This is a genomic window from Niveibacterium terrae (genome assembly GCF_048213115.1).
In the GTDB taxonomy this organism is placed as follows: Bacteria; Pseudomonadota; Gammaproteobacteria; order Burkholderiales; family Rhodocyclaceae; genus Niveibacterium; species Niveibacterium terrae.
This window is the reverse complement of the sequence record NZ_CP172404.1, coordinates 443,292-466,307: the sequence shown is the minus strand read 5'-3', so window position 1 is coordinate 466,307 and position 23,016 is coordinate 443,292. Positions and strand designations below refer to the sequence as shown.

The following is a 23,016-nucleotide window of genomic DNA, read 5'->3' as shown; positions in this document are numbered from 1 at the left end:
CGCCCGTCCTCAGGCTGCCCGGGCCGTCTCCCGGTCCCGGGTCAGGCTCGCGAGCCCCAGAGCGCCCGCCATCCCCCGCTCGATATGGGCAAGCTCGCCGAGCTGCCTAACGACACCCTTCTCGGTCTGCGTGAGCTCCTGGATCCGCTCCTCCAGAGTACCGGTCGCATCGTGGATCCGCTTGACGCTCTCCAGGCGGCGCTTGAGCTGCAACTGATACTCGCGGACCTGGGTCTCGAGCGGGCTCATCACGGCGCGGAGCCACTGGTCCGCATCGCGGTTGGCCAGCTCAAAAGTGCGCCGCGCCTCCAGCGCGATCGTATCGAAGAAGCGCTGGGTCAGCGTGGCCTTGCGGTGCAGCAGCATTGACCCGACCGTGTTCAGCTGCTGGTCGAATGCCTGACGCAAGCGCTCGATGTCCTTCTCGTAGCGCAGCGTCGAGAAGCTCTCCGGCGAAGCAAGCTTCAGGCCGTGTTCGACCGTGAACTTCTTGTACATCATGTCCAGCATCCGGACGATCTCGGTCACTTCGTCGGAGGACTTGCGCAGATTGGCGCGCAGCCGCTCGAAGAAGCTCTCCATCGCATCGCGCAGGCCGCTCGAAAAAGTCGCATCGAGCATCGCATCGCGGGTTCGCCGGGTCTCGGAGCGCAGCGCATCGAGCCCGATGTGGCTGTACAGGTTGTTCGACAGGTTCGTGAACACGCTGCGCGTGGCGTGGTACTTCTGCAAGCCTTGTTCGAACTCGTTCTTCTCGACCTTGACCTTGCGCATCATGTATTCGATGACGCTGCGGTTCTTGCCGCGCAGCTCGGCGAGTTCGTCGATCTGTTCGCGCACCGCGGAGAGGCGCGCATCGAGCAGCTCGCGCGAACGGCGGACGATCTCGCCGGCTTCGGCGCTCGCGTTGTCGCGCACGATGTCCTGGCGGGTCGACAGCAGCTCGGTGCTCAGCGCGGCCTCGAGCACATTGATGCGGCTGCGTTCGAGCAGATCCGGATCGCAGGAGAGCTTCGCAAGCAGCGCCTTCTGCGCCGAAACCGGGTAGATCTGCGCTTCGGAAACGCCCAGCGTCGCCGCGACCGAGCGCTTCTGCTCGCGGATCTCGGCTTCGATCTGTCCCTCGGAGCGGATCCCGTCCCAAAGGCTGTCTATCTTGTTCAGCACGACCATCTGCCCACTCCGCTGGGCACGGCCGACGTTGATGTGCTCCTGCCAGACCGCCTGGTCGCTCTGCGTGACGCCGGTGTCGATCCCGAGGATGAACAGCACGGCATGGGCGTTGGGCAGCAGGGACAGCGTCAGTTCGGGCTCGGAGCCGATCGCGTTGAGCCCCGGGGTGTCGATCACGACGAGGCCTTGCCTGAGCAAAGGATGCGGGAACTGGACCTGGGCGTGGCGCCAGCAGGCAATCTCGACCTTGCCATCCTCGTCGATCCGGGTTCCGCGCTTGCCTTCCGGATCGATCGCGAAGCCCAGGCGTTCAGCCTCCGCCGCCGGAACCCTCTTGGTTTCGCCGACGCGCGCCATCGCCTGTTGCAGGCTCTCGGTCGAATGCACGTCGATCGCAACCGTCACCCACTCTTCGGCGAAGCGTTTGAATTCCTGGACGCTCGCACCGCGGGCGCGCGTCTCGATAGGCAGCAGGCGAAGCGAAGGCTGCTGTCCTTCGTCCCAGGCGAGCTCGGTCGGGCACATCGTCGTTCGCCCCACCGACGAGGGCAGGATCCGGTCGCCATAGCCGGCGAAGAAGATCGCATTGATCAGCTCGGACTTGCCGCGCGAGAACTCGGCGGCGAACGCGACGGTCAGCTTTTCGTCCTTGAGACGGTCGAGCAGATAAGCGAGCCGCAAATCGGACTGGGCATCGCTGATCTCGTTGCGGACAAGCCAGGTTTTGAGCTGGCTGATACTTTGACCGACCCGGGCACGCCAGGCGGAATAGTCGGAAAACTGCTCGGTAAGACTCATCTGTGCTCCCGCGACCCTGTCCCAAAAGGGATTTCCACTCAGCTAGCATACCGAATTCAGCAGCAAGCCGCTCGCACTTGTGACTATTTCACGTTTGGCCTGCTTCGGGGAAGGACATATGCCGCGCACCGATCAAGGATCGGTCATTCAGCGCTGGCAGTGCGGGCACCAATAGCTCGCCCGCCCGGCAAGGCGGATCTGCCGAATCGCCGTCCCGCAGACCCGGCAGGGCTCGCCGGCCCGGCCATAGACCGAAGCGCCCTTCTGGAAGTGACCCGGAGTGCCATCACTGCCGACATAGTCGCGCAGAGTGCTGCCTCCGGCCGCGATCGCCTCGGCGAGCACGTCGCGCACCGCCTCGGCGAGCCGCGCGCAGCGCGCAAGCGAGAGCCGACCGGCCACAGTCGTCGGCCGTATCCGGGCCCGGAACAGGCTCTCGGATGCGTAGATGTTGCCGACGCCGACCAGCCAGTGAGAATCCATCAGCAAGGCCTTGATCGCGAGCCTGCGCCCCCGGCTCATCCGGTGGAGCCACGCACCGTCGAAACCCGGCTCCAGCGGTTCGGGTCCCAGCGACGCGATCAGCGGGTGATCCGTCCCCGTGCCCGGACACCAGGCGATCAGCCCGAAGCGCCTCGGGTCGTGGTAACGCAGCACTTCGCCACCGAGCACGAAGTCGACATGATCATGACGGCGCGGCGCCGATCCCAGAGCTTGCCAGCGCAGACTGCCCGACATACCCAGATGGATCAGCAGGGTGTCAGCTCCCGCGTGGATCAGCAGATACTTGCCGCGCCGCGCGATCGCATCGATGCGCCGACCCGGCAACTCCGTCTCGAGCGATACTGGAACGCTCTGGCGAAGCCGCCGCTCACGGACGATGATCCGGTCGAACGAACGGCCTTCGAGCCGGGGTTCCAGGCTGAGCCTGAGACTCTCCACTTCAGGCAACTCGGGCATGGCAAATCCTTACAAGCTGATAAGATCAAAGCTGAACACTTTCCAGCTTCGCCTGTCTCTGACCTGGATCCCTCCCGGAGTTCCCCCATGCCGCGCTCATCGATTCGCCGCCTTCTCGCCTGCCTGATCGGAGCCGGGCTGCTGGGCGCCAGCGTGCCCACCCTCGCCGACGAGGACGAGCCCGTCAAGGTCGAGGATCCGACCCTGCCCAAGCAGGAGCTGACTCCGCAAATCCTCCAGCAGTTCCTGCTCGCCGAGATCGCCGGAGCGCGGGGCGATCTGGCCCTGTCGGTCAAAAACTATCTGGATCTGGCCCGAACGACCCGCGACCCGCGCATCGCCCGCCGTGCAACCGAGATCGCGCTGTTCGCCCGCAAGCAGCGCGAGGCGCTCGAAGCGGTCAGGCTGTGGACCTCCGAAGCCCCGGACTCCGAGGACGCGATCCAGATCCTGACCGGTCTGCTCGCCGGAGGGATGGGCAAACTCGATGAGGTCGAACCGCTGCTCGCGCGGCTGCTCGCGCGCGCCGGGAAGAGCCCTGAAGCGGTGCTGCTGAACCTGAACCGCATCCTCGCCCGCTACCCGGACAAGGCCGAAGTCCGCCGCAGCGTCGATCGTCTGACCGCCGCTTATCCCAAGGCTCCGGAAGCCCATTTCGCGCGCGCTCACGCCGCCTTCAACGCGGGCGAGCGCGAAGCGGCGCTCACCGAGCTGGACAAGGCTCTGGAGCTTCGCCGCGACTGGGAGGCGCCCGCGCTGCTCAAGACCCAGCTGCTGCAGCAGGCGGGCAAGACCAAGGAGGCGATCTCCTTCCTGCGCGGCTTCGTCTCCCGCGCTCCCGAAGCCCGCGCGGCCCGCAAAGCCTATGCGGGCCTGCTGGCCACCGACAAGCAGTTCGATGCCTCGCTCAGGGAATTCGCTGCGCTCGCCGCCGCGAACCCCGACGATCCTGAGCTCACCTATATGCACGCGCTGCTGCTGATCCAGAGCAACAAGAGCGCCCAGGCCGAGCCGCTGCTGAAGAAAGTCATCGAACAAGGCGGTGCCGACGCCGATGCGAGCCGGATTCAGCTGGGGCAGATCTACGAGGACGGCAAGCGCGAAGCCGACGCAATTGCGATCTACCGCCAGGTCGGCGGCGCCCAGCGCCCGTCCGCCCAGGCGCGCGCCGCGCTGCTACAGGCCAAGGGCGGCGATCTGGCCGGTGCGCGCGCCGAGCTGAAGAGTCTGCGCGAGAGCTCGCCCAAGGAAGCGCGCTCCTTCCTGCTCGCCGAGACCCAGATCCTGCGCGAGATGAACCAGCCCCAGGAGGCCTTCGCGCTGCTCGACACCCAGCTCGCCCAGACGCCCGACGATCTCGATCTGCTCTACGACCACGCGCTGCTCGCCGAGCTGACCGACCGCCCCGAGGTGATGGAGAAAGAGCTGCGCCACCTGATCGCAGCCCGCCCGAACGACCCCCAGGCCTATAACGCGCTGGGCTATTCGCTGGCCGACCGCAACGAGCGGCTGGATGAAGCGCTAAGCCTGATCCGCAAGGCGCACGAGCTCTCGCCCGAAGACGGCTTCATCCTCGACAGCCTGGGCTGGGCCTTGTACCGGAAAGGCGATCTAGCCGCCGCGCTGACCGAACTCAGGCGCGCTTTCGCGCTGCGCCCGGATCCCGAAATCGCCGCCCACCTCGGCGAAGTGCTGTGGCACAGCGGCAGCAAGGAGGATGCGCAGCGCATCTGGCAAGACGCGCTGCACAAGCATCCGGACAACGCAGAGTTGGCGCGCACGATCAAGCGTTTCGAACGATGAGAGCACTCCGTATCCTGTGCTGCGCCGGCGCTCTGTGCCTCACGGCCTGCGCCAGCCTGCCCACGCCCGCTCCGCTCACGCTGCACGACAGCGGCGACTTCGCACTGACCGGGCGCATCGTCGTGCGCCAGGGCGGCAAGGCCGAGGTGCTGAGGATCTCCTGGTCCCACGCCGGAGGCGAGGACCGCGCTCACCTGGAGACCGCGCTGGGCCAGACGATCGCCGAGATCGCGCTGAACCCGCGCGGGGGCACGGCGGACCTCGCCGACGGTCGCCACATCGCGGAAGACGACGATGCCGAGCTCGCCCGCCGGCTGATCGGCATTCCTCTGCCGCTGCGCCGTTTCGCCGACTGGGTGCGGGCCAGACCAGCCTCGCGCGAAGCCGGAACGACGGACCAACCGTTGAGCTCTTTCGAGGATTCGGGCTGGCACCTCGCCTACCAGGCCTGGGGCGAAGCCCCCGGAGGTGCGCAGCTTCCGGCGCTGATCGAAGCCCGTCAGGATTCGCTGAGCGTTCGGCTCAGAATTGAAAAATGGTCGCTGGGAGCCCCTTGATGTCCTCTGTTCGCGTCTTCGCTCCGGCGAAGATCAACCTTTTCCTGCATGTGGTCGGCCGCCGCCCCGATGGCTACCACCTGCTGGAAACCGCTTTCCGGATGCTCGCCCATGGTGACTGGATCACCCTCACGAGGCGCGAGGACGGCGCGATTCACCGAACGAGCACGCTTGCGGGCGTTGCTGAGGAGTCCGATCTCGTCGTCCGCGCGGCACGCCTGATGCAGACGAGGACGAACAGCCGCTTCGGCGTAGACATCGCGGTCGAGAAAAAGCTGCCGATGGGCGGAGGTCTGGGCGGCGGCAGCTCGGACGCGGCCAGCGTGATGTTGGGCCTGAACCGGCTCTGGGGCCTGGGTATCGGGCGCGAAACGCTCCAGCAGTGGGGCCTCACTCTGGGCGCCGACGTCCCCTTCTTCCTGTTCGGGCAGAGCGCTTTCGCGCAGGGCGTCGGAGAGAAGCTCCAACCGCTCTCCCTCCCCCCCGCCTGCTACGTCGTCGTTGAACCGCCGGTCGCGGTGCCGACCGGGCAAATTTTTACTGCTGATGATTTGACACGGGACACGGAACCCACGATAATCGCACGCTTTCCGGAACTGCCAACCCGGAACGACCTTGAGCTCGTTGCTCGCCGCCTCTTTCCGGAGGTCGACGCTGCGATTGAAATGCTCGGTGCGTTCGGTGAGGCAAGAATGAGCGGATCGGGAAGCTCGGTGTTCCTGCGCTGCGCAGACGCCTCCGAGGCCCGGAAGCTCGTTGCAAAACTACCCAGTGGAACCCAGGCGTGGATCGCCGAGAGCCTCGACAGGCATCCACTCTTCGACTGGGCGGATTCGGATCAGTAATACGGATTTCTTGGGGAGTCGCCAAGTTGGTTAAGGCACCGGATTTTGATTCCGGCATGCGAAGGTTCGAATCCTTCCTCCCCAGCCAGATAGATCGGGCAGGCTGCGGCCTGCCCGATCCATTTGTAGCGCGTTTCGAGCACGGCAGGCGGTGCGGCCGGCCGTGAAAAACCTGAGCAGATAGGGGTTAGTCATGGCTTTCGGCAGCCTGATGGTATTCACCGGCAACGCCAATCCCAAACTCGCGTCGGACGTTGTCAGAAGGCTTGGCATGTCAGTCGGCGCGGCAACCGTCGGTCGTTTCTCCGACGGCGAAGTCAATGTTGAACTGCTTGAAAACGTCCGCGGTAAAGACGTCTTCGTGCTGCAGTCGACCTGTTATCCGACCAACGACAACCTGATGGAACTCCTGGTGATGGCTGACGCGCTCAAGCGCGCCTCCGCCGCCCGGATCACCGCCGCGATCCCGTATTTCGGCTACGCCCGTCAGGATCGTCGTCCGCGCAGCGCGCGGGTGCCAATCACGGCCAAGGTCGTCGCAAACATGTTGCAGGCCGTCGGCGTCCAGCGCGTTCTGACCGTCGACCTTCACGCCGACCAGATCCAGGGCTTCTTCGACATCCCGGTCGACAATATCTATTCTTCCCCCGTCCTGCTCGATGACCTCCAGCGCCATCGCGACGACAACCTTATGGTCGTCTCGCCTGACGTCGGCGGCGTGGTTCGCGCCCGTGCTTTTGCGAAGAAGCTCGAATGCGACCTCGCGATCATCGACAAGCGCCGCCCGAAAGCCAACGTCTCCGAAGTGATGAACATCATCGGCGACGTCAGGGAACGCACCTGCGTGATCGTCGACGACATCGTCGACACCGCCGGCACGCTGTGCAAGGCCGCCCAGGCACTGAAGGCGAACGGCGCGAAGAAGGTGCTGGCCTACATCACCCACCCGGTTCTGTCGGGTGCGGCGATCAGCCGGGTCACCGAATCCGATCTCGACGAGCTCGTGGTCAGCGACACGATCCCGCTGCGCGAAGAGGCGCGGGCCTGCAGCAAGATCCGCCAGATCTCGATCGGCGACTTCCTCGCCGACACGATCATGCGCATCAACAACCAGCAGTCCGTCAGCTCCCTCTTCACCGACTGATTTTCGCGGGTTCGCAGAAGCGGATCCGCATCGACCCGGCCATTTCGGCCGGGCTCACAACCCGGTTGTCTGGTCGCGGACAACCCAACGGAGTATCAAAATGGCCATCACTTTCAATGCCGCCAAGCGCGTCGAACAGGGCACGGGTGCGAGCCGCCGCCTGCGTCACGCTGGCAAGGTTCCCGGCATCATCTACGGCGCCGGCAAGACCCCGGTCCAGATCGAACTGGATCACAACGAGCTCTACCACATGCTGCGCAAGGAAGCTTTCCACTCGTCCATGCTGGTCGCCGACTTCGGCACCGAAAAGGACACCGTGGTTCTGCGCGACGCACAATGGCACCCGTTCCGCCAGCAGATCCTGCACCTGGACTTCCAGCGCGTCGATCCGAACGCGAAGATGCACATCAAGGTGCCCCTGCACTTCGTCAACGCCGATGTCGCTCCGGGCGTCAAGGCTGACGGCGGCGTCGTCTCGCACGTTCTGACCGAACTTGAAGTCGAAACCCTGCCGGGCAACCTGCCGGAATTCCTGACGGTCGACCTGATGGGCCTGTCCGCCAGCACGCCGCTTCACGTTTCGAACATCAAGCTGCCGGAAGGCGTTACCGTGCTCGTCCACGGTGACCCGGTCGTCGCGGCGATCCTGAAGACCCGCGCCGACGTCGCCGCAGAGGAAGCTGAAGCGGCCGCCGCCGCGGAAAGCGCCGCTGCTTCGGCCGCCGCTGCCGAAGCCAAGGCCTAAGTCCTGGCCTGCCCCCGTTTGTCTGAACCGAGGACGGAATGACGCCTGTTGCGCCCAAACTGATCGTCGGTCTCGGCAATCCGGGGGCCGAATATGTCGAAACCCGGCACAATGCCGGGTTTTGGTTTTGTGAGATGCTCGCTCGCGAGCTTGGCGTCACGCTGTCGGCCGAGTCGCGCTTCCACGGTCTGGTTGGGAACGCGCGCAGTTCAGGCGTGCACATCCTGCTGCCGCAGACCTTCATGAACAACTCTGGCCAATCGGTCGGAGCGCTCGCCCATTTCTTCCGCATCCTGCCCAGCGAGATCCTGGTCGTCCACGACGAACTGGATATCCCCCCCGGCCAGCTCAAGCTCAAATGCGGCGGCGGAAATGGCGGCCACAACGGCCTCAAGAGCATCCAGTCCCACCTGTCCAGCCCGGATTTCTGGCGTCTCAGAATCGGTGTCGGCCACCCCGGCGATCGCAACCGCGTCGTCGACTGGGTCCTGCACCGTCCCGGACGCGAAGAGCAGGACTTGATCGACGAGTCGATCGGCCGGGCGCTCGACGCGTGGCCTCTGCTCGCCCAGGGTCAATGGGAAAAGGCGACCCAGACCCTCAATTCGAAACCCAAACTCCGCTCAGCCTAGCGCGATCCAGAAGAGCCCCACCATGAGCCTCAAATGCGGCATCGTCGGCCTGCCCAACGTCGGCAAATCCACTCTGTTCAACGCGCTGACCAAGGCGGGCATCGCGGCGGAAAACTACCCCTTCTGCACGATCGAACCTAACGTCGGCATCGTCGAAGTCCCCGACCCCCGACTCGATGCGCTCGCCGAGATCGTCAAGCCGCAGAAGCTCCAGCACGCGATCGTCGAATTCGTCGACATCGCGGGCCTCGTCGCCGGCGCCTCGAAAGGCGAAGGTCTGGGCAACCAGTTCCTCGCGAACATCCGCGAGACCGATGCGATCGTCAATGTCGTGCGCTGCTTCGACGACGAGAACGTCGTCCACGTCAATGGCCGCGTCGATCCGCTCGCCGACATAGAAACCATCGTCACCGAACTGGCGCTGGCCGACCTCGCGGTCGTCGAACGGACGATCAAGCGCGACACGAACAAGGCCAAGGCCGGCGACAAGGACGCGCGCAAGCTCGTCGCCGTGCTCGAAAAGGTGCTGCCTCACCTGAACGAAGGCAAGCCGGTCCGCACCCTGGATCTGTCGGATGACGACAAGCTTCTCCTCAAGCCGCTGTGCCTGCTGACGGTCAAGCCGGCGATGTATGTCGCGAACGTGCTCGAGGACGGCGCTGAGAACAATCCTTATCTGGATCGCCTGCGCGAACACGCGGCGGCCGAGAATGCGCCGGTCGTCGCGCTGTGCGCAAAGATCGAGCAGGAACTCGCTGAACTCGACGATGCGGACAAGATGGAGTTCCTCGCCGACCTCGGCTACGAGGAACCCGGCCTGAACCGGCTGATCCGCGCCGGCTATGACCTCTTGGGCCTGCAGACCTATTTCACGGCCGGCGTCAAGGAAGTGCGCGCCTGGACGATCCACAAGGGCGACACGGCGCCCCAGGCCGCCGGCGTGATCCACACCGACTTCGAGCGCGGCTTCATCCGCGCCCAAACGATCTCCTTCGACGACTTCATCGCCTGCAAGGGCGAAGCGGGCGCCAAGGAGGCGGGCAAGATGCGCGCCGAAGGCAAGGAATACGTGGTCCGCGACGGCGACGTGCTGAACTTCCTGTTCAACGTCTGAGCTGAAACGCTCGGCTTCACGCCCCGCCCCGCTGCCGCTCGCAAAAAAGCCCCTCGCGGGGCTTTTTTGTTTTCCGGACTCAGTCGTCCTTCGCACCACCTCCGCCCAGCACCTTGAACAGCGCGATCCGGTTGAGCTGTTCGGTCAGCTGCAGCGCGATCAGGCTCTGCTGCGCGCCATAGAAAGTCCGCTCGGCATCGAGGACATCGAGGGTGCTGCTATAGCCCTTCGCGTACTTCGCGCGAGTGAGTTCGAGCACTTTCCGGTAGCTGTCCACCTGGGTCCGCTGAGCCTGCAGGCGCTCGCCCAGGCGCTCCCGCTCCGCCAGCGCGTCGGCGACCTCGCGGAACGCGGTCTGGACCGCCTGCTCGTAGGTCGCGACCTGGATGTCGCGTTCGATTTCGGCGCTGGACAACGAGGCTTTCAGGCTGCCCGCATTGAAGATCGGAACCGTGATCTGCGGCGCGAAGGACCAGGCGCCGCTGCCTGCCTTGAACAGCTGCGCCAGGCTGGAGCTGCTCGTCCCCCCCTGTGCGGTCAGCGATACGGACGGGAAGAAGGCGGCACGCGCCGCACCGATGTCCGCGTAGCTGGCCTTCAGCGAGTGTTCGGCCGAGAGGATGTCGGGGCGATGCAACAACACGTCCGAAGAGAGTCCGGCCGGAACCTCGATCAGCTTGTTCGCGTCCGAGCTCAGCGCATCCGCGCCGTCCGGCAGCAGCTCATCGGGCAGCTCGCGGCCGACCAGCAGGATCAGCGCATTGCGATCCTGGACGACCAGAGTCTGGTAACGCGCCACGTCGATCCGTGCGGTCTCGGCGAGGCCCTGCTGCTGCGCGAGGGCGAGCTCCGTCGCATAGCCCAGATCCTTCTGCTTGCGGGTCAGATCCAGCGTCTTCTGGCGACTGTCCAGCGTGTCCCGGGCGAGGCTCAGCAAAGCCTGGTCGGAAGCGAGCGTCAGCCACGCGTCGGTCACCTCCGAGATCAGGCTGATCCGGGTGCTGCGACCGCTGGCCTCGGAGGCGAGAAAGCTCTCCAGCGCCGCATCCTTCAGGTTCCTCAGACGGCCGAAGAAATCGAGCTCATAGGAAACCCCCAGTTCGGCCGAATACTTCCGGGTAATCGTGTTCGCGTTTTTCGCCGCGCTGGACCCGACGCTCGCATCGAGCGTCGGGTAGCGGTCCGCATCGGTGATCCGGTACTGGGCACGCGCCTTCTCGACGTTCAGCGCCGCGATGCGCAGGTTCCGGTTGTTCGCGAGCGTCAGCTCCACCACAGCCCTGAGCCGGATGTCGCCGATCAGCTCCCGCCACGCGGGCGGATCGGCGAGCGCAGACGCCGTCGGCGCTCCGCCGATACTCGCCGGAACGGGAGAAGCGGGCCGCGCATAGTCCGGAGCGAGGTTGGCACAGCCGGAAAGAAACAGCAGACAAGCTATCGCTGCACGCATCACGCTTCTCCTTGCATCGTTGCGGATTCAACGGAATCGCGGTTCGAAACCGGCTTTCTCTTCATGAAGAAGCCACGGACGAGGACAAAGAAGAGCGGCACAAAGAACAGCCCCAACAGCGTCGCGCTGGCCATGCCCCCGAGAACTCCGGTGCCGATCGCTCGCCGGCTGGCCGAACCGGCGCCGGTGCTCAGAGCGAGGGGCAGAACGCCGAACATGAAGGCCAGCGAGGTCATCAGGATCGGACGCAGCCTGAGCTGAACCGCCTGCAGCGTCGCATCGAACAAGGACAGTCCCTTGTCCTGCAGCGCCTTCGCAAACTCGACGATCAGGATCGCGTTCTTCGCCGACAAGCCCACCGTCGTCAGCAGACCGATCTGGAAGTAGACGTCGTTGCCCAGTCCGGTCATCCAGGTCGCCAGGATGGTCCCGATGATGCCCAGCGGCACGATCAGGATCACCGAGAACGGAACCGACCAGCTCTCGTACAGCGCGGCCAGGCACAGGAACACGAAGACGATCGAGATCGCATAGAGCATCGGCGCCTGGGAGCCCGCCATCTTTTCCTGGAAGGACTGACCGGCCCATTCAAAGCCGACGCCGCGGGGCAACTTGCTGACGATCTCTTCGACCGCGTTCATCGCATCCCCGGAGCTGTAGCCCGGCGCGGGAGAGCCGACGATCTCATAGGATGCGATGCCGCTGTAGCGCTCCAGGCGCGGCGAACCATAACTCCAGCTCGTCCGGGCGAAGGCGGAGAAAGGCACCATCTCGCCGTCGCTGTTGCGGACATGCCACTGCATGATGTCGTCCGGCCCCATCCGGAACGGCGCATCGCCCTGAACGTAGACTCTCTTGACCCGCTTGTTGTTGACGAAGTCATTGACGTAGCTCCCGCCCAGCGCCGTCGACAGCGTGCTGTTGATGTCCGCCGAGGAGAGCTTCATTGCCGCGGCCTTGCCTTCGTCGATATCGATCGAAAACTGCGCGACATCGGCGAGCCCGCTCATCCGGACTCCGGTCAAAACCTTGCTCTGCCGCGCTAGCTGCAGGAACTGATCCCTGGCCTTGGCCAGTTCCTCGTGCCCCATGTTGGCGTTGTCCTCCAGTTCGACCGTGAAGCCGGAACTGCTGCCCAAGCCCCGGATCACCGGAGGAAGCATGACGAAGACGCGCGCATCGCGAATCGTCGAGAGATCGCGGGTCATCCGGTGCGACAGCGTCATCGCCGAGTGCGCATCGCCCTTGCGCTCGCTCCAGTCCTTGAGCCGGATGAAGGCATTGGCCGAGGCCTGGTCGCCGTTCATGCCCACGAGGGTCATATAGGCGGCAACATCGGGGCTCTTGCTCAGGTAGTTCTCCAGCTGGCCGAGAACGGCATTGGTTCGCTCGAGCGTCGCGCCCGACGGCAGCTGGACGACGGCCATCAGCGCCCCCTGGTCCTCGTCGGGCAGATAAGAGGTCGGCAGGCGCTGGAAGGTGACGAACAGCGCCGCGATGATCAGCAGATAGATCAGCGCGAAGCGCTTGCCACGCTGCAGCACATGTTTAACGCCGGACTGGTAGCGATCGCTCCCTTGCTTGAAGCAGCGGTTGAAGCCCGCGAAGAAACGGCCGATGAAGCCATGAGGTTTCGCATCGAGATAGTGCTCGACATCGGAGGCGCGCATCAGCGTTGCGCACAGCGCCGGCGACAGGCTCATTGCGACGAAGACCGAGAGCAGCATCGACGAGACGATCGTGATCGAGAACTGCCGGTAGATCACGCCTGTCGATCCGCTGAAGAAGGCCATCGGAATGAAGACCGCCGACAGGACCAGCGCGATGCCGACCAGCGCTCCGGTGATCTCCCGCATCGATTCCCGCGTGGCTTCGCGCGCAGAAACCTTCTCCTCGCTCATGATCCGCTCGACGTTCTCGACGACGACGATCGCATCGTCGACGAGCAGACCGATCGCCAGCACCAGGCCGAACATCGTCAGCGTGTTGATCGAGTAGCCGAAGACCGCCAGCACGCCCATCGTTCCGAGCAGGACTACGGGCACCGCGATGGCGGGAATCAGCGTCGCCCTCAGGTTCTGCATAAACAGATACATGACCGCGACGACCAGCAGGATCGCCTCGATCAGCGTGATGACAACTTCCTCGATCGAGATCTTGACGAAGGGCGTCGTGTCGTAGGTGATCGCCGACTTGATGTGCTTCGGGAAGTACGGTTCCATCGCGGCGATCTTCGCCTTGACCGTCTTCGCCACGTCCAGCGCATTGGCGCCGGTCGCAAGCCTTATGCCGATACCGGCTGAGGGCTTGCCCTTGAACCGGTTCTGCATCACATAGGCTTCACGCCCCAGCTCGATCCTGGCCACGTCCGACAGATGCACGATCGCGCCATCGCTGGCGGCCTTGACGATGACATTGCTGAATTCTTCGACGGTGCGCAGCTTGCTCCGCGCCGTGATCGAGACGTTGAGGCGCTGATCGCTCGTCGCCGGCAGCCCGCCCAACTGCCCCGCAGACACCTGGGTGTTCTGCGCCGTCAGCGCCGAAGTGACGTCGGAGGGCATCAGCGCGTATTTCTGCAACTTGCCCGGATCCAGCCAGATCCGCATCGCGTAGCTCGCGCCCATCCCGACGACCTCGCCGACGCCATTGATGCGGCTCAGCACGTCCTTCAGGTTCGACGTCATGAAGTCGCCGACATCGGCCGCGGTGACCTTCGGATCGTCCGAGTACAGCGCCACGATCAACAGGAAGTCGGTCCCCGACTTGGTGACCGTGACCCCCTGATCCTGAACCGCCGCGGGCAGGCGCGAGGTGATCTGCTGAACCTTGTTCTGCGTCTGCATCTGGGCGACGTCAGGATTGGTCCCGGCGACAAAGCCCAGCGTGATCTTCGCCTTGCCATCGGAGCTGCTGGTCGCCGACATCGACTGCATGTTGTCAATCCCGGTCATGCCCTGCTCGATGATCTGGGTGACCGATTCCTCGACGGTCGATCCGGAAGCGCCGGGATAGCTGGCCTGGATCGTGATCTGCGGAGGAGCGATATCCGGATATTGCTCGAGCGAAAGGTTGAAGATGGACAGCAGACCGCCCAGGCAGATCAGGATTGCGATCACCCAGGCAAAGATGGGTCGGTCGATAAAGAAACGTGCCATCAGAATTCTCCGTTACTTCGCCGAGACCTTGGCTGCGGACGCGGCCTTGCCGGCCTTGAGCGGCGCGCTGGCGATTTCCGAGGCGTGGACGAGCTGTCCGGGTTTGATCTTGGCCTGACCCTCAACGACGACCTTCTCTCCCTCCGCCAGGCCGCTGGTCACATACCAGTCATGACCGACCGCGTCGGCGACGGCGACGCTGCGCTGAGCGGCCTTGCCGTCCCGCCCGACCACGAGCACCGTCGCGTCGCTGTCGGTCCGGGTCACCGCTTCCTGAGGCACCAGGATGGCCTGCTTGACAACCCCCTGATCCAGCCTTGCCTTCACATACATGCCCGGCATCAGCAAATGCTCCGGATTCGGCACCAAGGCACGCAGGGTGATCATTCCGGTCGAGGTGGTGACACTGGCCCCGGTGAAGAGCAGCTTGCCGGCAAATCTGTAGGGAGAGCCGTCTTCAAGGGTCAGCCGGACCGGCAGCCCCGCGCCGCCCGCATCCTTGATCTGGCCGCGCGCGAGCGCATTGCGCAGCTGCAGAACCTGAACGCTGGATTGGGGAATGTCGACATAGATCGGGTCGAGCTGCTGAACGGTGGTCAGCGCCGTTTCCTGGTTGGCGGTCACCAGCGCGCCGGGAGTGACCGAGGAGGTCTCCACTCTTCCCGAGACCGGCGAAGTGATCCGGGTGTGCGCGAGATTGATCCGCGCACTCTCGAGCTCCGCCTTCGCGAGCGCGAGACTCGCCGCCGCTTCCTGCTGCGCGGCCGCGCCATCCTCGAAATCCTGCCGGCTGACGGTCGAGATCGCCAGCAAGTCCTTCAGGCGGTTTGCCTTCAGCGTCGCGGCATTGAGCGTTGCCCTGGCCTTGTCGACGCTGGCCTTCGCGCTGTCGTAGGCGGCCTGATAGGTGGAGGGATCGATCTGGTAGAGCAGATCGCCGGCCTTGACCTCGCCGCCTTCGGCGAAGACCCGCTTCTGAATGATTCCGCCGATCTGCGGACGGATCTGCGCGGACAGTTGAGCCGTCGTGCGCCCCGGCAGTTCGGTCGTCCGCGTGAACTCCCTGGCGCGCACGGTGATGACGCCCACCTCGGGCACGGAGTTGTCCTGCCTCGCGTCATTGCCATGACAGGCCGCCAAACCCAGGCAGCACAAAATCAATAAGGGGAATACGGATTTATTGCATCTGTTGTCACGATCGATACGCGAGCGCATGGCCAACCTCTTCTTGTCCGACGGAAAGTCCCGGCAGGATTCGGGCACGCGGATCGGCGATCCGGGCGCAAGCCGTTCGGGGCAAATTTCGATGGGCCACTCTAGAGCCAGCATGTAAACCGTTTGTGAAAGACGAACCCACCCGTCGCCAAAAGGACGCCTTTTTGTGAATGCCGTGTAAATGCATATGGCCTGCGCTCATGAACCCCGCTATCGTTCGCTCCATCACGCACCGAATTGGAGCTACGAGGCTTTTTCGATGGACAAGAAAATCCTGGTCGTCGATGACGATCCCGGACTGACCGAGCTGTTGAGCAACTATCTGGGCAATCAGGGCTTTGCCGTCGCGAGCGCATGCGACGGTGTCGCAATGCGCGAGCAGCTCACCGCGTTCCAGCCGGACCTGCTGATTCTCGATCTGATGCTGCCGGGCGAAGACGGTCTGACGCTGTGCCGCAAGCTGCGGACGAGTTCCCGCCTGCCCATCCTGATGCTGACGGCGCGCGGCGACGACATGGACCGCATCATCGGACTGGAGATGGGCGCCGACGACTATCTGGCCAAACCCTTCCAGCCCCGCGAACTGCTGGCGCGGATCAAGAACATCCTGCGCCGGATCGACGAACACGAAGCGGGCAGCCCCCCGTTCAGATCGCTGCACTTCGCCGGCTGGACCCTGGACCTGGCCGGACGCAATCTGATCGGCGCGGACGGTGTCGTCGTCGTGCTCTCGCCGGGCGAGTTTCGCCTGCTGCAGTTGCTCGCCGAATCGCCGAACCGCGTCCTCTCCCGCGACCAGCTGATGGACGCGCTCGCGGGACGCGATGCCGGCCCCTTCGATCGCACGATAGACGTGATGATTTCGCGTCTGCGCCGCCGCCTGGGCGACGACGCGCGCGACCCGGAGCTGATCAAGACCGTGCGCAGCGAAGGCTATATTTTTTCGACGCACGTAGAGCGCCACGGATGAAGTTCCTGCCCCGAACCCTGTTCGGCCAGCTCGCGCTGGCCCTGTTCGCCGGGCTGCTGGTCGTTCAGTTCGTCGGACTCTGGCTGCTGCTCGACGACCGCGGCCGGCTCAATTACAAGCTTCTGTCTGAGTATGCCGCCCAGCGCATGGGGGGGATCGCGACCGTCCTGGATGGCGCAAAACCGATCAACCGCCCCAGTCTCGCCAAGGCCTTGAGCGTTCCGCCGACGACTCTGTCCTTCGCGCTGCCCTGGGTCGAAGGCAAGGTCGACTCCTCCGAGGACGCTCAGGCTTTCGCGCGCCAGGCTGCCCAGCAGCTCGAGCACCCGCTGACGATCCAGATGTTGTCTCTTGAGCCGCTCGACGCCTTGATGTTCGTGTTGCACCCTGAGGGAGTCGAAAAGTGGAAGCGGCACACGCAGAGCCACGACGGTCATGCGATGCCGCGCACCTATGTCGCCCAGGTGCGGCTGCGCGACGGCACCGTCGTCAGCTTTCACCATGTGCTACCGATACCGCCGACCGACCTGCCCTACCGCGTCATCGCGCTTCTGGTGCTGCTCGGCCTTTCGGTCTCCGCGCTCTCGCTGTGGGCCGTGCGCCGTCTGACCCACCCGCTCGTCCATCTGGCCGATGCGGCGTCGGGGCTGGCGCGAAATCTGAATCGGCCGCCCTTGCCCGAGAATGGCCCCGAGGAAGTGCGCCTGGCTGCCCAGGCCTTCAATGCGATGCAGCGGGATCTCAAACGCCTGATCGACACCCGGGCCCAGGCCCTCTCCGCGGTATCGCACGACCTGCGCCTGCCGATCACCCGGATGCGCCTGAGGTTGGAAGCGGACATCGACCCGGCCCTGCGCACGAGCATCGAGCACGACCTCGCCGACATGGACACGATGATCGGCCACACGCTCGACTTCCTGCGCGCCGGCTCGCACGTCGAGCCGGTCGTTCCGCTCCAGCTCGATACGCTGCTCGACAGCGTCGTCGAAGACATGGAAGAGCTCGGCGCCACGATCGAGCGGGTCGGCAAGACCCGAAGCCCCGTCCTGGCGCGGCCGCACGCGCTGCGCCGCTGCTTCGCCAACCTTCTCGACAATGCCAGGCTCTACGGAGGCGGCACGATCACGCTCAGCGTCGAAGACAGCAGCTCTTCGGTGCGGGTCACGATCACCGACAACGGCCCCGGCATCAACGAAGCCGATCTGGAAAAGGTCTGCGAGCCCTATTTCCGCCTCGAAGCTTCGCGTGCGCGTCACACCGGAGGAACAGGGCTGGGCCTGGCGATCGCGAAGGCGATCGCAGAAGCCCATGGCGGAACGCTGACGCTCTCTTGCGCGCCGGCACAAGGCCTGAGCGCAACGGTGGAACTTCCACGCTGAACCCACTACAGAGGAATTCAATGAAAAAACATAGCTACCGGATTACCGTCGAACGCCTGGCGGAACAGGACGAAGCCGCCAGCGCCCCCCTGCAGTTCGAAGTGAGCAATCACGACGAGATCCTCGCCATCATCGAGCGCATCCGCAGCCAGGGACGTTTCGACCCGGCCTCGGCGGCCGCATTCGGTCTGGGGCTCAAGCTCTTCGGAGAAACCCTGCTGGACAACCGGGAGTCACCGCCCTTCGATGCGCTGATGCCGCACTTCGGCGAGTTCATGAAGGCGCTGAAGAAGGGAAGGCCGTAATCAACAGGCCTCAGCGGAGCAGGATCAATCCTTGCTCACATAGCGCCAGCGGATCAGCCAGGCGGCACAGAGCGACGAAGTCGCCACCAGGAACACGCCGATGCGCACGCTCAGTTCAACCCCCCAGGGCTGGACCGAGAAGAGCCAGCTGAGCAGGCCATCGGAGACGAGATCGACGATCAGCAGACTCGCGCAAATCAATCCGGTCGCGAGCAGAAAAGCGAACAGCTTCTGAGCATTCATGACAGCCCGCGACTCCTTTGCTACCAGAAATGACGAAGAGTCAAATGAGACGGCAGCCGGGCTGATTCGTCAAGCCCCCATACCCGCTACGGATCAGATGTGCCGGGCGAAGAAGCTGCAGTGTCCGCCCGCCTCCTTGGCGCGGTACATCGCGGAATCGGCCTGCTGCAGCAGGCGCTCGCCGTTCTCTCCATCGTCCGGGAAGAAGGCGATGCCGATCGAGACGCCCAACCGGTAGCTGCGCATCTGCGAGTCGAGCGGGGCGCGCACCGCCGCGATGATCTTTTCGGCGATCGCGACCGCGGCGTCCTCGGATTCGATCTCGGGCAGCAGCACGACGAACTCGTCGCCGCCGATCCGGGCGATCGTGTCGGTCTCGCGCACCGCGGTGCGCAGCCTGTGGGCCATCGTGGCCAGCACCGCGTCGCCGACCGCATGGCCATCGGTATCGTTGATCGCCTTGAACGAATCGAGGTCGAGCAGCATCAACGCGACCTGGGCGTTGCGGCGGCGGGCCAGCGCGATCGCCTGTTCGAGCCGGTCGGCGAGCAGGCGGCGATTGGGCAGGCCGGTCAGCGAGTCATGGTAGGCCAGATGCCGATAGCGTTCGGCGGCGCGGATGCGCTCGGTGATCTCGGAGGCGACTCCGTGATAGCCGAGGAAGTTCTGCCGTTCATCCCAGATCGGATTGCCGCTGCATGAGAACCAGCGCCGCTCGCCCCCCCGGTCGACGAACTGGAACACGAAGTCGCGGAAGGGTTTGCGCGCTTCGACCAGTGAGCGGTGGAGGACCCACTGCTCGGCGGGAACGCCCTCCAGCCCGGGAAACTCCCAGAAGTGGGTTCCGATCACGGCGGTCAGGCCTTCACCGAGCAGATCCAGCCCCGCCCCCGAAATCTGCGTGAAGCGCAGCTGATCGTCCTGCTCCCAGTACAGGTCGGAGGACATCGAGACGAGGCGCCGGAAGCGCTCCTCGCTGGAGCGCAGCGCCGCCTCGGTCGCAAGCCTCTGTGTAATGTCCGACCCCATCCAGACCGCCCCGGCTTCGGGGTGGGCCGGATCGACGGAGCGGCCGGTCAGTTCGGCCCAGAACACGTCGCCGTTCCGGCAGCGCAGCGGCGCGACATAGCTATAGGCTTCGCCGCGCCGGGCCAGCTCCGCCGCGGCCGCGCAGTGGCGGTTCCAGTCCTCGGTCTCGGCGTGCCAGACCCACATCGGAGTACCAACGACTTCATCGCTGTCCGCACTCATCAGTTCGAGGAAGCGCCGGTTGCACTTGACGATGCGGGAGTTCCTGACGAGCAGGATCGCTTCGGCTGCGGTGTCGAAGATCACCTGCTGCTCGCGGGCCAAAGCCTCGCTGCAGACCCGCCGCTTGAGCGCGGCAAGCAGCGCGCGCCCGCACATCTCGTGAAAACCGAGCAGGAAGAGCAAAAAGGCCAGGAAACCCCAGCCCGCGAACGGCATGTCGGCGCGATAGCGGAGCAGGAAGACCCAGGCCAGCGGTGTCAGCATCGGGATCACGAAGACGTAATAGGCCGCGCGGCTGACCGCCAGTGCCGCCGTGCTGCCCAGCGCGATCACCAGCATCACGAAGCCGATCAGCGCGGCGGGAAGCACAGGCAGCGAGTCGGGCAACAGGAAGACGATTCCGCCCCAGCCCATTCCCGACAGGGCCGAGCGGATCACGAACAGGCGTTCCAGCCGGGCGAGCGCCTTCGGGGACAGCGCCGGAGAACGGAGCTTGCGGTGGAAATAGAGGTTGCTCAGCGCGAGCGGCAGCATCGCCAAAGCCCAGACCCAGACCTGGCTCGCGCCGAAGTGTTCGAGGCTGGCGGCCATCACGCCCAGACCGACGATTCCGCTCAGTCCGGCCAGCCGGCATCCTTCGCCGAGCAGCGCGGCACGCTCGATGCGGAGTCTGAGCGCAAGGGAAGCTTCGGCGAGATAGGGGCTGGACGGCTCGGAAGACATGGCGGACTTGCTACACTTCCCTGTTCGATCCGGTTTTCAAGTGTATATGACGGATAGAAAGACAAACTCCTTTAATGCGTCCCACCCGACGACCGGCCGCTTTGCGCCTTCGCCGAGCGGGGCTCTGCACTTCGGCTCGCTGATCGCCGCGCTGGCGAGCTGGCTCGATGCGCGCGCGCAGGGCGGGCGCTGGCTGCTCAGGATCGAGGACATCGACACTCCGCGCAACGTCGCCGGAGCCGACGAACGGATCATCGCAACGCTCGCGAACCTGGGCCTCGAATGGGATGGGGAGATCGTCTGGCAGAGCCACCGACTCGACCGCTACCGGGAAGCGCTAGCGCGGCTCAGCGATGCGGGGCGACTCTATGGCTGCGCCTGCACCCGCCGCGAGATCGCCGACTCACGACTCGCCCGCGACGGCGCGCACCGCTATCCGGGGACCTGTCGGGCGGGACTGCCGGAAGGGCGAAGCGCCCGCGCCTGGCGCGTGCGCACCGACCCGGAAACACTCTGCTTCGAGGATCTGCTGCAGGGCAGGCATTGCGAGAACATCGAGGAAGAGGTCGGCGACTTCGTGCTCAAGCGCGCCGACGGGCTTTTCGCTTACCAGCTCGCCGTCGTCGTCGACGATGCCGAGCAGGGGGTCACCGAGATCGTCCGCGGAGCCGACCTGCTCGCCTCGACGCCGCGGCAGATCTTCCTGCAGCGCCTGCTCGGCTATCCGGAGCCCCGCTATCTGCACCTGCCGGTGGCCTGCAATGCCGACGGCGAGAAGCTCTCGAAGCAAACGCGAGCGCCGGCGATCACGGGCAATGCCCCCGCCGCCGCGCTCGCCGCCGCGCTCACCTTCCTGGGCCAGCAGCCGCCAGCTGATGCGCCGCGCTGGGCGCCCCGACAAGTGCTGGACTGGGCCCTGGCGAACTGGGACCGGGCAAAGCTGCCGCGCCGGCTCAGCGCTCCGGCGGCGATGGATTGCCCAGAGAGCGAATCCACCCTGGCGGCGTCCTGAGATCAGAACAAGGCTTCGCCGTAGGCGGCCGCATAGCGGGCCGCGATCTCCTCCAAGCTCGGCGCGTAGTTCTGCGGCCCGCGCACTTCGATCTTGAAGGCGCCCATCACGCTCGCGAGACGGCAGGACTTTTCGAGCGACCAGCCCTCGCCGAGACCGTAGAGCAGGCCTCCGCGATAGGCATCGCCGCATCCGGTCGGGTCGGCCAGCTCGCGCGCGGGCACGGCCGGAACCCGGCTCACTGCGCCGCCTGAATAGACCGTCGAGCCATCGCCGCCACGCGTCACGACCAGGCCTTCGACGCGGGACGCAATCTCTTCCAGCGATAGGCCGGTCCGCTCGCAGAGCAGATGCGCTTCGTAGTCGTTGAGCGTGCACCAGCTCGCCCATTCGAGGAACTGCAGGAACTCCTCGCCCGAGAACAGCGGCATCGCCTGACCCGGATCGAAAACGAAGGGGATTCCCGCCTCATAGAAACCCTGAGCGTGCTGGAGCATGCCATCGCGCCCGTCCGGCCCGACGATGCCCAGAGAGACTCCGCGCGCATCCTCGACGTGATTCAGATGCGAATAGCCCATCGCCCCGGGGTGGAAAGCGGTGATCTGGTTGTCGTCGAGGTCGGTCGTGATGAAGGCCTGGGCGGTGAAGGCGCCGACGACTTCGCGGACGTGGGTATCGGGAATGCCCAAAGCCGCGAGCCGGGCGCGGTAGGGGCCGGCGTCTTCGCCGACCGCCGCCATGATCAGCGGAGAGCCGCCGATCTTCTTCAGCGCATAGGCGATGTTGCCGGCGCAGCCGCCGAACTCGCGGCGCATCTCGGGAACCAGGAAAGAGACGTTCAGGATGTGGATCTGTTCGGGCAGAATGTGCTTCTTGAACTGATCCTGGAAGACCATGATCGTGTCGTAGGCGACCGATCCGCAGATGAGGACGGACATAACAGCTCCACAATGGGCAAAGTCGCCATTCTACGGGAGCCGGCCGGCAACAAAGGCCACCGGCCGGCCTGTCTCACTTCAAGGCCGCAAGCGCCGCGTCGTAATCGGGCTCATGCGCGATCTCGCCGACCAGCTGGGCGTGCAGCACGGTGTTGTCAGCATCGAGCACGACGACCGCGCGCGCTGCGAGGCCGGCCAGCGGACCACTCGCGATATCGACGCCATAGGCCTCTTTGAAGGCTTCACCGTTGCGGAAGGTCGACAGCGGGATCACATTCGCGAGCCCTTCGACAGTGCAGAAGCGCTTCGCGGCGAAAGGCAGGTCGGCCGAGATCACCAGCACGACCGTGTCGGCGAGCGAAGCCGCCTTCTCGTTGAACTTGCGGGTCGAGACCGCACAGGTCTCGGTGTCGAGCGAAGGCACGATGTTGAGCACCTTGCGGCGGCCGGCATAGTCGGCGAGGGAATGATCCTGCAGATCGCCGCCCGTCAGCGCGAAATCCGGCGCCACGACGCCGACGACAGGGAAACGTCCTTTCACTTCGACGGGGTTTCCGCCCAGTGTCACAGTAGTCATCAGAACTCCTTGAGATTGAAAGGG

20 protein-coding genes and 1 tRNA gene are annotated in these 23,016 nt (G+C 64.9%); 12 read left to right on the top strand and 9 right to left on the bottom strand.

Annotated elements, in window-relative coordinates:
- Positions 1 to 9: 9 nt before the first annotated feature.
- Together ACHFB9_RS02170 and mutM are read right to left on the bottom strand one after the other, a co-directional pair.
- Complete coding sequence (locus tag ACHFB9_RS02170) at positions 10 to 1,971, bottom strand: dynamin family protein (RefSeq protein ID WP_417069343.1); 1,962 nt, start codon at positions 1,969 to 1,971, stop codon at positions 10 to 12.
- Positions 1,972 to 2,118: 147 nt separating this feature from the next.
- Complete coding sequence (gene mutM, locus ACHFB9_RS02165; protein WP_417069342.1) at positions 2,119 to 2,931, bottom strand: bifunctional DNA-formamidopyrimidine glycosylase/DNA-(apurinic or apyrimidinic site) lyase; 813 nt, start codon at positions 2,929 to 2,931, stop codon at positions 2,119 to 2,121.
- Between the two features lie 87 nt (positions 2,932 to 3,018).
- Between mutM and ACHFB9_RS02160 the strand changes: the two genes are divergently transcribed.
- From ACHFB9_RS02160 to ychF, 8 genes are all read left to right on the top strand, one after another.
- Positions 3,019 to 4,734, top strand: a complete 1,716-nt coding sequence (locus ACHFB9_RS02160) for a tetratricopeptide repeat protein (protein ID WP_417069341.1) — start codon at positions 3,019 to 3,021, stop codon at positions 4,732 to 4,734.
- On the top strand, positions 4,731 to 5,291 hold the full coding sequence (locus ACHFB9_RS02155) for a lipoprotein insertase outer membrane protein LolB (protein ID WP_417069340.1): 561 nt from the start codon (positions 4,731 to 4,733) through the stop codon (positions 5,289 to 5,291). Before ACHFB9_RS02160 ends, ACHFB9_RS02155 begins: the two co-directional genes overlap by 4 nt.
- The gene (gene ispE, locus ACHFB9_RS02150) at positions 5,291 to 6,136 is read left to right on the top strand and encodes a 4-(cytidine 5'-diphospho)-2-C-methyl-D-erythritol kinase (protein ID WP_417069339.1); all 846 of its coding nucleotides are present in this window, start codon (positions 5,291 to 5,293) and stop codon (positions 6,134 to 6,136) included. Before ACHFB9_RS02155 ends, ispE begins: the two co-directional genes overlap by 1 nt.
- Before the next feature lie 11 nt (positions 6,137 to 6,147).
- Positions 6,148 to 6,224 (top strand) — tRNA-Gln (locus tag ACHFB9_RS02145).
- A gap of 105 nt (positions 6,225 to 6,329) precedes the next feature.
- Positions 6,330 to 7,280 (top strand): ribose-phosphate pyrophosphokinase, encoded by a 951-nt coding sequence (locus ACHFB9_RS02140; RefSeq protein WP_417069338.1) that lies wholly within the window; start codon positions 6,330 to 6,332, stop codon positions 7,278 to 7,280.
- Between the two features lie 100 nt (positions 7,281 to 7,380).
- Positions 7,381 to 8,025 carry a 50S ribosomal protein L25/general stress protein Ctc gene (locus ACHFB9_RS02135; RefSeq protein ID WP_417069337.1) on the top strand — a complete coding sequence of 215 codons (645 nt, stop codon included), beginning with the start codon at positions 7,381 to 7,383 and terminating at the stop codon, positions 8,023 to 8,025.
- Between the two features lie 38 nt (positions 8,026 to 8,063).
- Positions 8,064 to 8,657 carry an aminoacyl-tRNA hydrolase gene (gene pth, locus ACHFB9_RS02130; RefSeq protein WP_417069336.1) on the top strand — a complete coding sequence of 198 codons (594 nt, stop codon included), beginning with the start codon at positions 8,064 to 8,066 and terminating at the stop codon, positions 8,655 to 8,657.
- A 22-nt stretch (positions 8,658 to 8,679) separates the two neighbouring features.
- Complete coding sequence (ychF, locus tag ACHFB9_RS02125; protein ID WP_417069335.1) at positions 8,680 to 9,771, top strand: redox-regulated ATPase YchF; 1,092 nt, start codon at positions 8,680 to 8,682, stop codon at positions 9,769 to 9,771.
- Between the two features lie 79 nt (positions 9,772 to 9,850).
- On the opposite strand, the gene ACHFB9_RS02120 is transcribed toward ychF, so the two are convergent.
- Genes ACHFB9_RS02120 through ACHFB9_RS02110 form a run of 3 tightly spaced genes read right to left on the bottom strand, consistent with a single transcriptional unit; the run spans position 9,851 to position 15,477 of the window.
- Entirely contained in the window at positions 9,851 to 11,221 is a 1,371-nt protein-coding gene (locus ACHFB9_RS02120) for an efflux transporter outer membrane subunit (RefSeq protein WP_417069334.1), read from the bottom strand.
- Complete coding sequence (locus ACHFB9_RS02115) at positions 11,221 to 14,379, bottom strand: efflux RND transporter permease subunit (RefSeq protein ID WP_417069333.1); 3,159 nt, start codon at positions 14,377 to 14,379, stop codon at positions 11,221 to 11,223. The genes ACHFB9_RS02120 and ACHFB9_RS02115 overlap by 1 nt, the downstream gene beginning before the upstream one ends.
- A 12-nt stretch (positions 14,380 to 14,391) precedes the next feature.
- A complete protein-coding gene (locus tag ACHFB9_RS02110) occupies positions 14,392 to 15,477 on the bottom strand; it encodes an efflux RND transporter periplasmic adaptor subunit (RefSeq protein WP_417069332.1) in 1,086 nt (361 codons plus the stop codon).
- Between the two features lie 376 nt (positions 15,478 to 15,853).
- On the opposite strand from ACHFB9_RS02110, the gene ACHFB9_RS02105 reads away from it, so the two are divergent.
- From ACHFB9_RS02105 to ACHFB9_RS02095, 3 genes are read left to right on the top strand one after another with little or no spacing between them, the layout of a single operon-like run.
- Positions 15,854 to 16,564: a response regulator gene (locus ACHFB9_RS02105; protein WP_417069331.1), complete on the top strand. Its 711-nt coding sequence runs from the start codon at positions 15,854 to 15,856 to the stop codon at positions 16,562 to 16,564.
- Positions 16,561 to 17,943, top strand: coding sequence for an ATP-binding protein (locus ACHFB9_RS02100; RefSeq protein ID WP_417069330.1), 1,383 nt, complete (start codon positions 16,561 to 16,563; stop codon positions 17,941 to 17,943). Before ACHFB9_RS02105 ends, ACHFB9_RS02100 begins: the two co-directional genes overlap by 4 nt.
- A 20-nt stretch (positions 17,944 to 17,963) precedes the next feature.
- Entirely contained in the window at positions 17,964 to 18,248 is a 285-nt protein-coding gene (locus ACHFB9_RS02095) for a DUF3861 domain-containing protein (RefSeq protein WP_417069329.1), read from the top strand.
- Positions 18,249 to 18,272: 24 nt separating this feature from the next.
- Here the strand turns inward: ACHFB9_RS02095 and ACHFB9_RS02090 are convergent, their stop codons facing one another.
- A complete protein-coding gene (locus tag ACHFB9_RS02090; RefSeq protein WP_417069328.1) occupies positions 18,273 to 18,491 on the bottom strand; it encodes a hypothetical protein in 219 nt (72 codons plus the stop codon).
- Positions 18,492 to 18,584: 93 nt separating this feature from the next.
- Positions 18,585 to 20,465 carry a diguanylate cyclase domain-containing protein gene (locus tag ACHFB9_RS02085; RefSeq protein WP_417069327.1) on the bottom strand — a complete coding sequence of 627 codons (1,881 nt, stop codon included), beginning with the start codon at positions 20,463 to 20,465 and terminating at the stop codon, positions 18,585 to 18,587.
- Between the two features lie 46 nt (positions 20,466 to 20,511).
- On the opposite strand from ACHFB9_RS02085, the gene gluQRS reads away from it, so the two are divergent.
- Positions 20,512 to 21,477 (top strand): tRNA glutamyl-Q(34) synthetase GluQRS, encoded by a 966-nt coding sequence (gluQRS, locus tag ACHFB9_RS02080; RefSeq protein ID WP_417069326.1) that lies wholly within the window; start codon positions 20,512 to 20,514, stop codon positions 21,475 to 21,477.
- A gap of 2 nt (positions 21,478 to 21,479) precedes the next feature.
- Here the strand turns inward: gluQRS and ACHFB9_RS02075 are convergent, their stop codons facing one another.
- Both ACHFB9_RS02075 and tpx read right to left on the bottom strand, forming a co-directional pair.
- A complete protein-coding gene (locus ACHFB9_RS02075) occupies positions 21,480 to 22,415 on the bottom strand; it encodes a carbohydrate kinase family protein (protein WP_417069325.1) in 936 nt (311 codons plus the stop codon).
- A gap of 73 nt (positions 22,416 to 22,488) precedes the next feature.
- Positions 22,489 to 22,992 carry a thiol peroxidase gene (tpx, locus tag ACHFB9_RS02070; RefSeq protein WP_417069324.1) on the bottom strand — a complete coding sequence of 168 codons (504 nt, stop codon included), beginning with the start codon at positions 22,990 to 22,992 and terminating at the stop codon, positions 22,489 to 22,491.
- Between the last annotated feature and the right edge of the window lie 24 nt (positions 22,993 to 23,016).